Source organism: Paraburkholderia sp. MM5477-R1, from assembly GCF_050436385.1.
Taxonomy (GTDB): Bacteria; Pseudomonadota; Gammaproteobacteria; order Burkholderiales; family Burkholderiaceae; genus Paraburkholderia; species Paraburkholderia tuberum.
The window spans coordinates 101,558-116,030 of sequence record NZ_JBNDMC010000008.1; the positions used below are offsets into that span (position 1 = coordinate 101,558).

General features: G+C 65.2%; 11 protein-coding genes and 1 pseudogene. 4 read left to right on the top strand and 8 right to left on the bottom strand.

Annotation, left to right across the window (positions count from 1 at the left end):
- Nucleotides 1-130: 130 nt before the first annotated feature.
- A complete protein-coding gene (locus tag OKW35_RS42230; RefSeq protein WP_429555187.1) occupies nt 131-2,716 on the top strand; it encodes an adenosylcobalamin-dependent ribonucleoside-diphosphate reductase in 2,586 nt (861 codons plus the stop codon).
- A 57-nt stretch (nt 2,717-2,773) separates the two neighbouring features.
- Here OKW35_RS42230 and OKW35_RS42235 read toward each other — a convergent pair whose 3' ends face one another.
- The 5 genes and pseudogenes from OKW35_RS42235 to OKW35_RS42255 all read right to left on the bottom strand — a co-directional run bounded on the left by OKW35_RS42235 (nt 2,774) and on the right by OKW35_RS42255 (nt 8,423).
- A complete protein-coding gene (locus OKW35_RS42235) occupies nt 2,774-3,727 on the bottom strand; it encodes a dimethyl sulfoxide reductase anchor subunit family protein (protein WP_184067176.1) in 954 nt (317 codons plus the stop codon).
- Nucleotides 3,728-3,746: 19 nt separating this feature from the next.
- On the bottom strand, nt 3,747-4,517 hold the full coding sequence (locus OKW35_RS42240; RefSeq protein ID WP_429403213.1) for a 4Fe-4S dicluster domain-containing protein: 771 nt from the start codon (nt 4,515-4,517) through the stop codon (nt 3,747-3,749).
- A 21-nt stretch (nt 4,518-4,538) separates the two neighbouring features.
- The gene (locus OKW35_RS42245) at nt 4,539-7,490 is read right to left on the bottom strand and encodes a molybdopterin-dependent oxidoreductase (RefSeq protein ID WP_429493802.1); all 2,952 of its coding nucleotides are present in this window, start codon (nt 7,488-7,490) and stop codon (nt 4,539-4,541) included.
- 220 nt (nt 7,491-7,710) lie between these two features.
- A pseudogene (locus OKW35_RS42250) lies at nt 7,711-8,074 on the bottom strand (Ldh family oxidoreductase); the annotation flags it as partial.
- A 7-nt stretch (nt 8,075-8,081) separates the two neighbouring features.
- Nucleotides 8,082-8,423 carry a UxaA family hydrolase gene (locus OKW35_RS42255; protein ID WP_429555188.1) on the bottom strand — a complete coding sequence of 114 codons (342 nt, stop codon included), beginning with the start codon at nt 8,421-8,423 and terminating at the stop codon, nt 8,082-8,084.
- 269 nt (nt 8,424-8,692) lie between these two features.
- On the opposite strand from OKW35_RS42255, the gene OKW35_RS42260 reads away from it, so the two are divergent.
- The gene (locus OKW35_RS42260) at nt 8,693-9,451 is read left to right on the top strand and encodes a GntR family transcriptional regulator (RefSeq protein ID WP_429403215.1); all 759 of its coding nucleotides are present in this window, start codon (nt 8,693-8,695) and stop codon (nt 9,449-9,451) included.
- A gap of 123 nt (nt 9,452-9,574) precedes the next feature.
- Nucleotides 9,575-11,053, top strand: coding sequence for a diguanylate cyclase domain-containing protein (locus tag OKW35_RS42265; protein WP_429555189.1), 1,479 nt, complete (start codon nt 9,575-9,577; stop codon nt 11,051-11,053).
- A gap of 46 nt (nt 11,054-11,099) precedes the next feature.
- On the opposite strand, the gene OKW35_RS42270 is transcribed toward OKW35_RS42265, so the two are convergent.
- From OKW35_RS42270 to OKW35_RS42280, 3 genes are all read right to left on the bottom strand, one after another.
- Entirely contained in the window at nt 11,100-11,402 is a 303-nt protein-coding gene (locus OKW35_RS42270) for a putative quinol monooxygenase (protein ID WP_090806017.1), read from the bottom strand.
- 101 nt (nt 11,403-11,503) lie between these two features.
- Nucleotides 11,504-12,904: a heavy metal sensor histidine kinase gene (locus OKW35_RS42275; RefSeq protein WP_429555190.1), complete on the bottom strand. Its 1,401-nt coding sequence runs from the start codon at nt 12,902-12,904 to the stop codon at nt 11,504-11,506.
- A complete protein-coding gene (locus OKW35_RS42280; RefSeq protein WP_090806021.1) occupies nt 12,901-13,572 on the bottom strand; it encodes a heavy metal response regulator transcription factor in 672 nt (223 codons plus the stop codon). Before OKW35_RS42280 ends, OKW35_RS42275 begins: the two co-directional genes overlap by 4 nt.
- A gap of 232 nt (nt 13,573-13,804) precedes the next feature.
- Between OKW35_RS42280 and OKW35_RS42285 the strand changes: the two genes are divergently transcribed.
- Nucleotides 13,805-14,446, top strand: coding sequence for a hypothetical protein (locus OKW35_RS42285; protein ID WP_429555191.1), 642 nt, complete (start codon nt 13,805-13,807; stop codon nt 14,444-14,446).
- Nucleotides 14,447-14,473 lie beyond the last annotated feature (27 nt).

A 14,473-nucleotide genomic window follows, 5' to 3' on the forward strand; every position in this document is an offset into this window, starting at 1 on the left:
TGCCGCCCCGCGCCTCGTGCGTTAAGGTGGACTCGTTGCGCCCGCCCGACCGCCGGCTCGCTATCCGGTGCCGGCCGCGCGCCTTCCACCACCGCGCCGCGCCCGCCGCGACGCCGTTTGAGGGCCGATCATGGCAGAAGACACGCCGCAAACCCGCGCGGCCAACGCCGCTTCCACGCCTCCCGCCTCCTCCGCTCCTCCCGCTTTGCTAATCCCGCCGCAGCAGTTCTCTCTCGACGTGCTGCTCGAAAAGTATGCGAAAGGCGACGAGCAATCGGCCGACGATGTACATCGCCGCGTCGCGCGCGGCGTCGCCGAGGCCGAGCAGCCCGAGATGCGCGCGTCGGTCGAGGAACAGTTCGTCGACAACATGCGCCACGGCGCGCTCGGCGCGGGCCGCATCATGAGCGCGGCGGGCAGCGGTATCGCCGCGACGCTGATCAACTGCTTCGTGCAGCCGGTTGGCGATTCGATCCAGGGCGTCGATGAACAGGGCTTGCCCGGCATCTACGTGGCGCTGCTGGAGGCGGCCGAAACGATGCGGCGCGGCGGCGGCGTCGGCTACAACTTCTCCGCGATCCGGCCGAAGGGCGCGCGCGTTCACACCACGAGTTCGGCCGCCTCGGGTCCGTGCAGCTACATGGACGTGTTCGACGCGTCGTGCCGTACCGTCGAAAGCGCGGGCTCGCGGCGCGGCGCGCAGATGGCGGTGCTCGACTGCAACCACCCCGACCTGCTCGAATTCATCGAGGCCAAGCATTCGAAGGGACGCTGGAACAACTTCAACGTGTCGGTCAGCGTCACCGACGAGTTCATGCGCGCGGTCGAAAACGACGAGCCGTGGCAACTGGTCCATCGCGCCGAGCCGTCGCCGGCGCTGCGCGCGGCCGGCGACGTGCGGCAGCGCGAAGACGGCCTGTGGGTCTACAGCGAACACCCGGCGCGCGCGATCTGGGACCGCATCATGCGCTCGACGTACGACGTCGCCGAGCCCGGCATCGTGTTCATCTCGCGGATGAACGAGGACAACAATCTGCGCGCCGTCGAAACGATCCGAGCCACCAATCCGTGCGGCGAGCAGCCGCTGCCCGCGTACGGCTGCTGCAATCTGGGGCCGCTCAATCTGACGCGCTTCGTCGTCGATCCGTTTGCGCAGTTGCAGGGCCGCCAGCCGTCGTTCGACTGGGACGGCCTCGCGCGGCGCACCCGCACGCAGGTGCGTTTTCTCGACGACGTGCTCGACGTCACGCTGTGGCCGCTGCCGCAGCAATACGACGAATCGCGCGCGAAGCGGCGCATCGGCGTCGGCTTCACCGGCCTCGGCGATACGCTCGTAATGTTGGGCCTGCGCTACAACTCGCAGGAAGGCCGCGATTTCGCGGTGCGCATCGCGCGGCTGATGCGTGACGAGGCGTATCGCGCATCGGTCGAACTCGCGAAGGAGCGCGGCGCGTTCGAGCTGTTCGACGCCGCGCGCTATCTGGAAGCCGGCACGTTCGCGTCGCGCCTGCCCGATGACATTCAGCAGGCGATTCGCCGCGACGGCATTCGCAACAGCCACCTGCTGTCGATCGCGCCGACCGGCACCGTGAGCCTCGCGTTCGCCGACAACGCGTCGAACGGCATCGAGCCGGCGTTCTCGTGGACTTATACGCGCGTGAAAGTGATGGCCGACGGCGGCCGCGAATCGTTCGACGTCGAGGACTACGCGTACCGGCTCTATCGCGAACTCGGCGGCGACGTGAGCCGGCTACCCGACTATTTCGTCAGCGCGCTGCAGATGTCGGCGCGCGACCATCTCGACATGATGGCGGCCGTCCAGCCGTACGTCGACACGTCGATCTCAAAGACCGTCAACGTACCAGCCGACTATCCGTTCGACGCGTTCGAAAGCCTCTACTTCGATGCATGGAAAAGCGGGCTGAAGGGCCTTGCCACCTATCGCCCCAACGACACGCTCGGCGCGGTGCTGAGCGTGACGCCCGCGCAGGCCGACGACACGCTCGCCGAGATGGACCAGGACCCGCTGCGTATCGCGATCGATCATCGGCCCAGAGGCGAGTTGCCGGCGATCATCGAGAAGGTCGAGTATCTGACCCAGGCGGGCAAGAAGTCGCTGTATGTCGCGGCGTCCTTCATCGAGGTGACGGGGCGGCTCGGCGGCGAGGACGTGACGATCGAGCGGCCGATCGAGTTCTTCATTCCGACCGGTCAGCGCGACGAGTCGCAGCAGTGGATCACCGCGACGATGCGTTCGCTGTCGCTGGCCGCGCGCGGCGGCTTCGTCGCGCGCAATCTGCAGGATATGCGCAAGGTGTCATGGGATCGCGGACAGGTGCGGCTTGGCGACGTGCAGCGTCTCGACGGTCATCGCGCGCCGCGCTGGCACGATTCCGAAGTGGCGGCGCTCGCGTTCGCGATCCAGCAAATCCTGTATCGACGCGGCTTTCTCGACGCCGAGGGCAATCAGGTCGCGTCGCGGATGCTCGCGCGTTTGCCGCGCGGGCACATGAAAACCGACATGGCGCTGTCCGCCGATTTCGGCATCCGTCCGAATCCAGCGGATAGCGGCGACACCTTGCTGCAGCCGAACGGCACGCAAGGACTGCACACGATGCTCGGACGCAAATGCGCTTCGTGCGGCGCGAATGCGGTGATTCGCAAGGACGGCTGCGATTTCTGTACCGCGTGTGGGGAGGTGGGGGCGTGCGGGTAGTGTGAGGCGAGGAGCGCGCTGGCACCCAGGCCGAACGCGCTCGTTGAAGGCTATGCCTCACCCCACCCTCGCGTAGTAAAGATTCTGCGGATGCTTCGCCTCCGCGAAGAAAAACCAGCGCTCCGCCACGAGCCCCGCATACTGCACGAGACAAGCCGCGGCCAGCAAGCCGAACGACCCGCCAGGCGAACGCAGCCCCGCGCCCAGCACGATCAACACGACCGGCACGACGAACGCACCCACGAGAAAGCCCCATTTGACGCCACGCAACGTCCGCGCCGATTTGCCGTGAAAGAACTCGCGCAAATTGAACGCACCGGCGGTGAAGCCTCGTGACACCTGCACGAGCTTCGGATTGCGGATGCCCGTCGCGCTCTGCACCGTCGATTTCGGCCGCAAGCGCGCATTGCGCATGAGCGACGCGTAGCGGCTCGCGCAACCGGCGAGCGTCAGCAGGCACGCGCAGACCGCCAGTCCCGCCGTCAGCGCGGGCGCGAACCATGCGCTCAGTGCGGTCGCGAGCGTCAAGCCCGATGCGCAGCCGAGCAGCACGAAGTTCACCAGCGTCAGCGGCGTCGCCCACTCCTGCAGAAAGCGCAGGCACGCATAGATCATCGCGGAGCAGACGAACAGCGCGGCGCTCGCGAGCACACCGAGCCAGCCGAGCGCGAGCGACCACGGCGAGCCGAGCCAGTGCGCGACGCCATACAGGAACGCGCACGCCAGAAACGCCGGCAGGCACAGGCATTCGCGCGACAGCCACGAGGTGCGCCACATCGCGATCGCGCGCCACGCGCGTTCCGGATGGCCTAGATGGAAGAACGACGCGATCAGACCAAGACCGCCCAGCAGCACCGCGAGCGCCGCGCCGCTCACGTAGAACGCGGTGGCGGCGGGTTGCGCAACGACGCCCAGGCACGCCGCACTCTCGACGCCGACGAGCGCGATCAACAGCCCCTGCGCCGCGCCGCTCAGCGTGGTCAGGAAGACTACGGAAAAAGCCGGATTCATCGTATGGCCTCGTTGTCGTTCAAATGCGCTTCGCGATCGACGCGAGATGCACTTCGCCATGCGCGAGCTGCCCCTCGAGCTGCGAGTCGGGCGAGCCCGACGTGTGCGTGGCATCGCCGGTGGTCGTTCCTGACGATTTGCACGAGCACCCGTCGCCGCCGCAACTCGCGGACGTGATCGGCACGCGCGGCAAATAGTGATTCGCGGGACGCGTGCCCCACTCCGGCATCAACTGATAGCCGCCGCGCTCGCGGATCGCTTGCGACACCACCGACTCCGGATCGTGGATATCGCCGAACAGCCGCGCGGATGTCGGACATGCGAGCACGCAGGCCGGCTTGCGATCGCGCTCGGACAGATGCTCGTCATGAATGCGATCGACGCACAGCGTGCACTTGGTCATCTCCTTGCGCGCTTCGTCGAGTTCGCGCGCGCCGTACGGGCACGCCCACGCGCAATACTTGCAGCCGATGCAGCGATCGAAATCGACCAGCACGAGACCGTCTTCCTTGCGCTTGTAGCTCGCGCCCGTGGGACACACCGGCACGCACGGCGGGTCCTCGCAATGCAGGCACGACTTCGGGAAATGGATCATCTCCGTATCGGGGAAACTGCCCGCTTCGAAACTCTGCACGCGGTTGAAGAACGTGCCGGACGGGTCCGCGTCGTACGGATTGAAATCGGCGAGGCTGCCCGATTCGCCTGACGTGTTCCACTCCTTGCAGCTCGTCACGCACGCCTGGCATCCCACGCATACGTTCAGATCGATCACCAGCGCCATCTGGGTCATTGCAAGCTCCTTGTCGTGGCTTTAGCGGTCGTCGCCGTTATGTTCGGCGCGGCGCAACGTCCCGCGCAGGCGAGCCGCGAATTCTCCGCGTCCCGCGAAATAGGTCTGGACGATGCGCGACACCACACTCTTCTGTGCAACCGCGCCGGGCAATTCGGGCATCGCCTCGAACTGCGGCAGCGTGTGCCGCGCGTCGGCTTCGGCCGGATAGATGCGCACGCGCACGTCGTACCAGGCGGCCTGGCCCGTCACCGGATCGGAGTTCGACATGCGCGCGGGTGCCTCGTCGCAGCCCGGCAGTTCGTCGGTGATCAGGTGATTGAGCAGGAAGCCGCGCTGCGATTCGTTCGCGTCGGGACCGAGATTCCATGCGCCCGCCGCTTTGCCGATCGCGTTCCACGTCCATACGGTGCCCGGTTCGACGGTCTCGCTGTAGCGCGCCATACAGCGCACGCGGCCCCATTGCGATTCGACGTAGATCCAGCTGCCGTCGGCGATGCCGTTCGCGCTCGCCGTTTTCGGATTCACATAAAGGTAGTTTTCCCCATGAATCTGCCGCAGCCACGCGTTCTGCGAATCCCACGAGTGATACATCGCCATCGGCCGCTGGGTGACCGCGGCGAGCGGGAATCGCGCGAGATCCGTCGCCGCGCTTTCGAGCGGTGCGTACCAGAACGGCAGCGGATCGAAGTACCTGTCGACGCGCGCGCGCAGATGGTCGGGCGGCTGCCGGCCGCTCGTGCGTCCTTGCGCGGCGAGCCTGAACTTCTGCATCACGTCCGAGTAAAGCTGGATCAGAATCGGTTCGCTGAATTTGCGGAAACCATTTTTGACCGCCCAGTCGAGATATGGTCCGTTGCAGTTGCGCATGTACTGCAAGGTCTCGGGCAAGCGGTAATGGAATACGCAGTTGTTCTTCGCGTACTGCTCCCATTGATTCGGATTCGGCTCGCCGACGAGCGCCTTGTCGCCATCCTTGCCGCGCCAGCCGATCAGAAAGCCGACCCCGGAACCGGGCGAGGTCGTGTGATTGACGATGAAGTCCGGATAGTCGCGAAAGCGCCGGCCGCCATCCGCATTGGTGAACGCCGGAAACCTCAGGCGCGACGCCAGTTCGATCAGCACTTCCTGGAACGGCTTGCATTCGCCGGTCGGCGGCACGACCGGTACACGCACCGAATCGACGGGGCCGTCGAACTCGGAGATCGGCCGGTCGAGCATCGACATCGCGTCGTAACGTTCGAGGTAAGTCGTGTCCGGCAGGATCAGATCGGCGAACGCGGTCATCTCCGACTGGAACGCGTCGCACACGACGAGAAACGGAATCTTGTAGTCGCCGTTCGCGTGTTTGTCGGCGAGCATCTCGCGCACCTTCATCGTGTTCATCGACGAATTCCACGCCATGTTGGCCATGAAAATCATCAGCGTGTCGATGGGATACGGATCGCCGCGCCACGCGTTGGTGATCACGCTGTGCATGACGCCGTGCACCGCGAGCGGATATTCCCACGAGAACGCCCGGTCGATGCGCACCGGAGCGCCGTGTTCGTCGATGAACAGATCCTCGGGCGCGGCGGGCCAGCCTAGCGGGCCCGTCGCAAGCGGTGTATTGGGCTTCACCGCGGCGGGGTCGTTCGGTGGTTTCGCCGATGGCGGCACCGCGCGCGGAAACGGCGACTTGTGACGAAAGCCGCCGGGCCGGTCGATCGTGCCCAGGAGCGACATCAGCACGGCGAGCGCGCGGATCGACTGAAAACCGTTCGAATGCGCGGCGAGCCCGCGCATCGCATGAAAAGCGACCGGGTTGCCCGTGACCGTCTCGTGCGTTTCGCCCCACGCGTCGGTCCAGCGGATCGGCAGCGTGATGCGGTGCCGGCGGCCCGTCTCGATCATCTCGCCGGCGAGCCGGCGGATCGTCTCGGCCGCGATGCCGGTGATCGCCGCCGCCCATTCGGGCGTGCACTCGGCGACGCGCTCGCGCAGCAACGCAAACGACGGCGTTACCGGCTTGCCGTTGTCGAGCGTGTAACGGCCGTCGAGCGCGGGCCTCACGCCGCTCGCATGATGCGGCACCGCGCGCTGGGTGGCCGGGTCCCACCACAGATGATTCTGCGGAAACAGCGGATTGCCTTCGGCCCGTTCGAGATCGCGCACGAACAAACCGAAGTTTTCGCTCGCTTCGTCGAGATCGATCAGCTCCGCCGCGTTCGTGTAGCGCTGCACGAACTCGTGATCCCACGCGTCGGCGGCGATCAGTTCGTGCAGGAACGCCATGAACAGCGCGCCGTCGGTGCCAGGCTTGATCGGCACCCATTCGTCGGCGATCGCCGCATAGCCGGTGCGGATCGGATTGATCGCGATGAAGCGGCCACCCGCGCGCTTGAACTTCGCAATCGCGATCTTCAGCGGATTCGAATGATGATCTTCCGCGGTGCCGATCATGAAGAACAGCTTCGCGCTGTCGAGATCCGGTCCGCCGAATTCCCAGAACGAACCGCCGATCGTATAGATCATGCCGGCCGCCATGTTCGACGAGCAAAAGCCGCCGTGCGCCGCATAGTTAGGCGTACCGAACTGCTTGGCGAACAGGCCGGTCAGCGCCTGCATCTGGTCGCGGCCCGTGAACAGCGCGAACTTCTTCGGATCGCTCGAGCGAATCGCGGCGAGACGCTTTTCGAGCACGTCGAACGCGGTGTCCCACGAGACCGGCTCGAACTGCGCGCTGCCGCGCTGCGCGCCGGCCTTGCGCATCAAAGGCTGCGTAAGGCGCGCGGGCGAGTACTGCTTCATGATGCCGGAGGCACCCTTCGCGCAGATGACGCCCTGATTGAGCGGATGCTCCGGATTGCCGTCGATATAGCGCACCTCGCCGTCGCGCAGATGCACCCGGATGCCGCAGCGGCACGCGCACATGTAGCAGGTGGTGGTCTTGACATCGAGCCGTTCGTTCTGCGTGCGGGCGTGGTGCTCCATGGCCATCTCCGTCGTTGCTTCTGGTGGGCCGAAGCGCGCGTCATACGCGCTGCTCATACGATACCGACCATCGTATTCGCACCTGCCTCACAAGGGAAATCGCGATTTGCGAGCAAAACTATCTGGCGCACCGATAGTTTCGGTTTCGCTTTCAGCTATGCGCTTTTTTCGACGGCGTGTCCAGCCGGGTGAGATCGGTTGGGTGCGCTGGGACGCTCGTTTAAGCGCGGCCCTCCAGTTGCGCGATCAGCGCATCCGGAATTTCGACGCCCTCCTCGTATGCCGCCTGCGCAAGCTGCTCCCGGCGATAACCGGGCAGGTGCACGTCGTCATCCATCAGCATCATCTCGATCAGCGCCTCGACACGCGACAGATACGCGTCGTCGCCGGCCAGCGCGCCCGGGTCGATCACCCAGAACAGGTGGCCGATGCGCGAGCGCTCGCCCTCCTCGGTCAGGAACGAGCCCGCTTCGCAGCCGAAGTTCGCGCCGCTCAGCGCGCGCGGCCAGCAGTTCGACCACCAGCGCCAGCATCGCGCCTTTCGCGCCGCCGAACGGCAGCATCATGCCGTCGAGCGCGGCGCTGCTCTGCCTACCAGCGCTTCGTCTTGATGTTGTGCACGTGGGCGTGCTCGCCGGCCTTGATCGGCGCGACCACCTTGCCGATGTCGACGCCGTACTTGAACACCGTGTCGCCAACGGCCATGTCCTTCAGCGCGATCTTGTGACCGATCGGAATGTCCTGCTTCGCCGGCACGGTGACGATTTCGTCGTCGTCCATGATCCATGCGTTGAGCAGCGTGCCCGCCTTGATGCCCTCGACCACCGCCACGCCGACCGTGTCTTTCGCCTCGTGCAGCACGATGTGGATCGTTCTGCGCGGCGCCGACGCGCCCGCTGCGGTGTCGTTGATGTCTGCCGTGGGCTTGCTCATGAGCGTCTCCATTCGTAGTTTGAATGCGGTGAGGGTGCCGCCGGGGCAGCGCAGCCAGGTGCGCCGCGGTGAATCGATATTAGGCGGCGACTTACCCAATGTCAACTAGGTCATATATATGTGTTAGACGACTGGGCGAGAACCGGGCTGTTGTCGCGATTCACCGACAACATACGATTCATCCAGATGGATTAGATGATCTGGTCGTTTAGAATCAGGGCAGGTTCAACCCCGGCGAGCGGCACGACTCGCGTATCCCAGAGGTTTTCATGAGCACGCTCGCGATCAATGCGCCCGCAGTGGGAGGCACACGGTACAAGGAGGTCAAGAGCGCGATTCTCGCGGCGCTCGCGGCCGGCGAATGGAAAGGCGGCGAATGCATTCCTTCGGAAAAGCGCCTCGCCGAACGCTTCGGCGTGTCGATCGGCACGCTGCGCAAAGCCATCGACGAACTGTGCGCCGAGAACATTCTGATCCGTCATCAGGGGCTCGGCACGTTCGTGGCGATGCATCAGCGCGACCGGCACTTCTTCCGCTTCTTTCGCATCGTGCGGCGCGACGGCGACAAGGCCTACCCGGTCGTCACGCTGATCGGGTTCAGGAAGGCGCGTGCCTCGCGCGAGGCGGCCGCCGCGCTCGGCATCGACACCGGCGCGCGCGTTCTGCAGTTCGTCAACGGGCTCGCGCTGCACGGCAAGACCGTGCTGATCGAACATATCACCGTGCCCGAAGCGCTGTTTCCCGGCTTGACGGAAAGCAAGCTGCGCAACCGGCCGAACACACTGTACAACTTCTATCAGGACGGTTTCGGCATCAACGTGGTCGAGACCGATGAGCATGTGAGCGTTGCGCTCGCCAATGAGCTCGAAAGCACACAACTAGGCGTCGAAGTCGGCGCGCCGCTGCTCGAGATCCGGCGCATCGCGTACTCGTATCGCCGCAGCGCGGTCGAACTGCGCATTTCGCGGCTCAATACCGAGGAATACGAGTACATCGGCACGCGCGCGGCGCGCGACGATCAGAAATAGCGGACCTCGGTCGCCGCCTGCGCTTCATATCACATCTGCGCAAAAACGACAGGCCAATCGTCTTTCATTTTCGGCCGGCGCCAACCTGTCTAAAATAGCCGCACTTCCGCCCCCGAGAACCTCATGCTGGATACCCTCACGAGCGGCTCCGCGCCCATCAACGACGACTCCGGGATGTTCGAACTCGCGCCCGTGTCGCTGTGGCTCGAAGATTTCAGCGGCGTGCGCGCATTGTTCGACGCGTGGCGAGCCGCCGGCGTGACCGATCTGCGCGCCCATTTCGCCGAAGACCCGCGCCGCGTCGCCGAATGCGCTCATCGCATCCACGTGCTCAAGGTCAATCGCCAGACGCTCACGCAATTCGAGGCCGCCGATTTCGACACGCTGACGAGCAATCTCGCCTCGGTGTTCCGCGACGACATGCTGAAAACGCACCTCGAAGAGCTGTGCCAGCTGTGGGCCGGACAGTCGAACTTCACGAGCCACACGGTCAACTACACGCTCGGTGGACGGCGCCTCGACGTACTGCTGAAAGGCGCGGTGCTGCCCGGTCACGAGGAACGCTGGGACCGCGTGCTGGTGTCGACCGAAGACATCACCGAGCTCGAAGGCGCGCGGCGCCGCGTCGCGCAAGCGGAGGAATACGCGCGCGGGCTCTTCGAGCATTCGCCGGTATCGCTGTGGGTCGAGGATTTCAGCGCCGTCAAACGCCTGCTCGACGGCGCGCGCGCGGCCGGCATCAACGATTTCCGCGTGTTTACCGACGTCCATCCTGAGTTCGTCGAACGCTGCATGGCTGAAATCCATGTGCTCGACGTCAACCATCACACGCTCGGGATGTTCGGCGCGAAGGACAAGAAAACGCTGCTCGCGCGCCTCGCCGACGTGTTCCGCGACGACATGCGTCCGCATTTCCGCGAGCAGTTGATCGAACTGTGGGACAACAAGCTGTTCCAGCAGCGCGAGGTGCTCAACTATTCACTCGACGGCAACGAGGTGCACGTACACCTGCAATTCTCGGTGCTGCCAGGCCACGAACAGGACTGGGACCTCGTACTCGTCGCGCTGACCGACATCACCGCGCGCAAGAAGGCCGAGGCCTACCTCGAATTCCTCGGCAAGCACGACGTGCTGACCAAGCTGCGCAACCGCTCGTTCTACGTCGACGAGCTGAACCGGCTCGAACGCAAGGGACCGTGGCCCGTGACGATCATCATGGCCGACCTGAACGGCCTGAAGCGCGTAAACGATCAGCTCGGTCACGCGGCCGGCGACGCGCTGCTGCGGCGTGCCGGCGAAGTGCTCGCGAAGGCGATGGAATCGCCGTTCCACGCGGCCCGCATCGGCGGCGACGAGTTCGCGGTCCTGATGCCCGATACCGACGAGCGCGGCGGCGCGGCGATGATCGACGCGATCCGCCAGCTCGTCGAGATGAACAACCAGTTCTATCCGGGCTCGCCGCTGAGCTTCTCGATGGGCGCGGCAACCTGCCAGCGCGGCGATCGGCTGGAAGCCGGCGTGCAGCACGCCGACCTGCTGATGTACGAGGAAAAGCGCGCGCACTACGGAGCGCAGCCGGGGGCGGACGCGGCGGCGAAGTAACGCTCGCCGGCGTCAGGCGTTCACCACGCCAACGCAACGCTCAACCTCAGCCCGGCAGTTTGGCCGCGAGCACATCCAGCTTGACGATGCTCGGCGGCGACGCGAACAGCTCGCCCGCCTTCTCCATCAACGCGGCCGCGACCTTGCCGTTCAGATGCGCGTCGCGGCCGGCTTCGTCTTCGAACGCATCGAAAATGGCGTACGTCGACGGACCGAGCTTCAGACCGAACCACGCGGCGGTGGCCGGCTCCTGCTCGACGAGCGGCAGGCCGCCGAGCAGAAACGCCTCGACTTCCTTTTCCTTGCCGGGCTTGGCTTCCAGACGGACATACAAAGCGAGCTTGACCATGATGCGACTCCTGGTGAGTTCGGCAGCGAACGGTCCTTTCAAAGCGCTTTGAAAAGTATAGGCGGCAGCTGAAGCGGCGTCGGACCTAACTCGCGGGCAAGTCACGCACCCGGAAAGCGCAGCTCGAAGCGCACGACGCCCGGTCGCGGACACACCACACGCGCACTGCCGCCATGCAGATGCATGATCGCCTTCACGATCGCGAGCCCGAGTCCGTTCGATTCGGTGAGCGCGCTGCGCGCCGCGTCGCCGCGATAGAAGCGGTCGAACAGCCGGTCGAGTTGCACGGCGGGAATCGGCTCGCCCTCGTTTTCGACCGTCACCAGCGCGCCTGCTTCGTCCTGCGCGCCGCGCAGGCGCACGATCGTGTCGCCCGCGCCGTAACGCACCGCGTTGACGACCAGATTGTTGATGGCGCGGCGGCACAGCATCGGATTCGCAGACGCGACGCCCGCCGCGTCGACTTCGAAACGCATCCCGCGTTCGTCGGCCAGGCCTTCGAAATAGTCGGCGATCCTGATGAGCTCGCCATGCAGATCGACCGGCTGCCGCTCGATCGACAACGCCGCATGATCCGCATGCGCGAGAAACAGGATGTTCTCCGCGATATGGCTCAGGCGATTCAACTCCTCGAGATTCGATTCGAGCAGTTGCTGATATTCGTCGGCTTCGCGCGGCTGGGCGAGCGCCACCTGGGTTTGGCCGACCAGCGCGCCGACCGGCGTGCGAATCTCGTGCGCGAGATCGGCGGAAAACTGCTGCAGGCGTTGATAGCCGTCGGCGAGACGATCGAGCATCGCGTTGAACGCGTGTGTGAGTTGACGCAGTTCCACCGGCGCCGCTTCGTCGTCGAGCCGGACCGCCAGGTTCGTCGGACTGATTTGCGCGGCCCGCGTGGCGATCTCGCGAACCGGTCGCAGCGCGCGGCGCAGCACGCCGTAAGCGAGCAGCGTCGCGGCCAGCATGCCGCTCAGCGTCGCCAGCACGATGCGGTTGCGGTATTCGGCCAGCATGCGCATTTCGTTCGTCATCGGATGGCCTGCGATCACCTCGACTTCGGCGCCATCCTCGCGCGCTGTCGCGGTCGCAAACGCCCAATGCACCGGCACGCCGTCGGAGAGGCGCGTCTGACGCATGTCGGCGGCACCCGGCGGATTGCCCGCCGGGCCGGCCGGTAGATCAGGCACCGCGAACCTGCCCGGATTCACGTCGACGAACGGCGCTTCGCCCGGCCGCCGGAAGATCAGCACGTCCTCTTCCGCGCCGAGCATCGTCTCGAACAGCAGCGGGCGCTTTTTTAATTCGCTGACCGAATAAAGGTCGTGCACGATGCGGCTGAAATGCTCGACACGGCCGCTCAGCACGACGTCGGCGCGGCGTTGCAGCGAGACTTCGGCGGAATGATAGAAATACGCGCCGAGCGAGCCGATCACCGCGCAGGCGATCAGCGCGAACAGCAACGTGGTGCGCGCGATCAGCGAGCGTTCGCTCCAGAGTTTCATGCGCCGTCGCCGAACGTGTAGCCAATGCTGCGCACCGTGTGAATCAGCTTCTTCCCGAACGGGTGATCGACCTTCGCGCGCAAGCGCTTGATCGCCACGTCGACCACGTTGGTGTCGCTATCGAAGTTCATGTCCCACACCTCCGATGCGATCTGCGAGCGTGACAGCGCTTCGCCCTCGCGGCGCACCAGCAGATGCAGCAGCATGAACTCCTTGTTGGTCAGCGCAATGTCGACGCCCTCGCGCGTGACCCGGCGGCGCAATACGTCGAGCTTGAGGTCGGCGACTTCGAACACGTCGCTCTCGCGGATCACGCCACGGCGCAACAGCGTGCGAACGCGCAGCACCAGCTCGGTAAACGAAAACGGTTTGACCAGATAGTCATCGGCGCCGAGTTCGAGACCGCGAATGCGGTCGCTGACCTGATCGCGCGCGGTCAGGAAAATCACCCGCAGATCGCGCCGCGCACGCAACGCCCGCATGATTTCCCAACCGTCGATGCCGGGCAGCATCACGTCGAGAACGACCAGTTCGTATTCATGCTCGAGCGCCAGATGCAGGCCGTCCGTGCCGGTGCGCGCGAGGTCGACCGCGTAGCCATGCTCGCGCAGGCCCTTCTTCAGATAGTCGCCGGTTTTCGGATCGTCTTCGATGACCAGAATGCTCATGATGCTCGCTGCTCCTCTCGCGCGATTCGACCGTAAAGGCCGCGCTCGCACGCGCAAAAAAGCCTGATGACAGCGCTCGAGAACAACCGCAGCGCTCCCGGCGGCCATTCTACGTGGCCGCCATCGACCCTTGATGACGTTTTTGTCATCCTCCCGTCACTCTGACGAGCCGATGCGACGGCTAGTCTGAACGCACCGTCCACCACGCTGCATCCCTTCCTGGAGTTGCCTCATGAAGACCCGCATGAAGATCGCCCGCGCACGAACGCTGCGCGCCCTCGCCGTCCCCGCACTCGCCGCCGTGTTGCTCGCGACGACGTTCGCGGCTTCGGCCCAGACCGCCGCGCCGACCGGCGTGCGCGGCACGGTGACGTCGCTGTCGGGCGATCTGCTCAAAGTCCACACGCGCGATGGTCAGGACGTCGACGTGAAGCTCGCCGCCGACACGCCGATTCGCGGCGTCACGCTCGCCAACGTCAGCGACATCAAGCCGGACAGCTACGTCGGCACCGCCGCGATTCCGCAGCCCGACGGCACGTTGAAGGCGCTCGAAGTGCATGTATTCCCGCCGAGCATGCGCGGTTCGGGCGAAGGTCATCGGCCGTGGGATCTCGGCGCGAACAGCACGATGACGAACGGCACGGTCGGCTCGCTCTTGGTCAGCAACGGCCGCACGATTACCGTCAAGTACAAGGATGGCGAAAAGAAGATCGTGATTCCGCAGGACGTACCCATCGTCAGTCTGGAGCCGGGCAGCCGCGCGTTGCTCACGCCCGGCACGAAGGTCGTGCTGTTCGCGCACAAGGAGGCGGACGGCGCGATGGCGGCGAATTTCATTTCGGCCGGCGAGCATGGCGTGACGCCGCCGATGTAAAGCGGCCCGTCGTTCGTCTTCATCCCT

What these genes read in the sequence shown, in the direction of transcription:
- OKW35_RS42230 (WP_429555187.1), top strand. Translation starts at nt 131, where the DNA reads ATGGCAGAAGACACGCCGCAAACCCGCGCGGCCAACGCCGCTTCCACG.
- OKW35_RS42235 (WP_184067176.1), bottom strand. Translation starts at nt 3,727, where the DNA reads ATGAATCCGGCTTTTTCCGTAGTCTTCCTGACCACGCTGAGCGGCGCG.
- OKW35_RS42240 (WP_429403213.1), bottom strand. Translation starts at nt 4,517, where the DNA reads ATGACCCAGATGGCGCTGGTGATCGATCTGAACGTATGCGTGGGATGC.
- OKW35_RS42245 (WP_429493802.1), bottom strand. Translation starts at nt 7,490, where the DNA reads ATGGAGCACCACGCCCGCACGCAGAACGAACGGCTCGATGTCAAGACC.
- OKW35_RS42255 (WP_429555188.1), bottom strand. Translation starts at nt 8,423, where the DNA reads ATGAGCAAGCCCACGGCAGACATCAACGACACCGCAGCGGGCGCGTCG.
- OKW35_RS42260 (WP_429403215.1), top strand. Translation starts at nt 8,693, where the DNA reads ATGAGCACGCTCGCGATCAATGCGCCCGCAGTGGGAGGCACACGGTAC.
- OKW35_RS42265 (WP_429555189.1), top strand. Translation starts at nt 9,575, where the DNA reads ATGCTGGATACCCTCACGAGCGGCTCCGCGCCCATCAACGACGACTCC.
- OKW35_RS42270 (WP_090806017.1), bottom strand. Translation starts at nt 11,402, where the DNA reads ATGGTCAAGCTCGCTTTGTATGTCCGTCTGGAAGCCAAGCCCGGCAAG.
- OKW35_RS42275 (WP_429555190.1), bottom strand. Translation starts at nt 12,904, where the DNA reads ATGAAACTCTGGAGCGAACGCTCGCTGATCGCGCGCACCACGTTGCTG.
- OKW35_RS42280 (WP_090806021.1), bottom strand. Translation starts at nt 13,572, where the DNA reads ATGAGCATTCTGGTCATCGAAGACGATCCGAAAACCGGCGACTATCTG.
- OKW35_RS42285 (WP_429555191.1), top strand. Translation starts at nt 13,805, where the DNA reads ATGAAGACCCGCATGAAGATCGCCCGCGCACGAACGCTGCGCGCCCTC.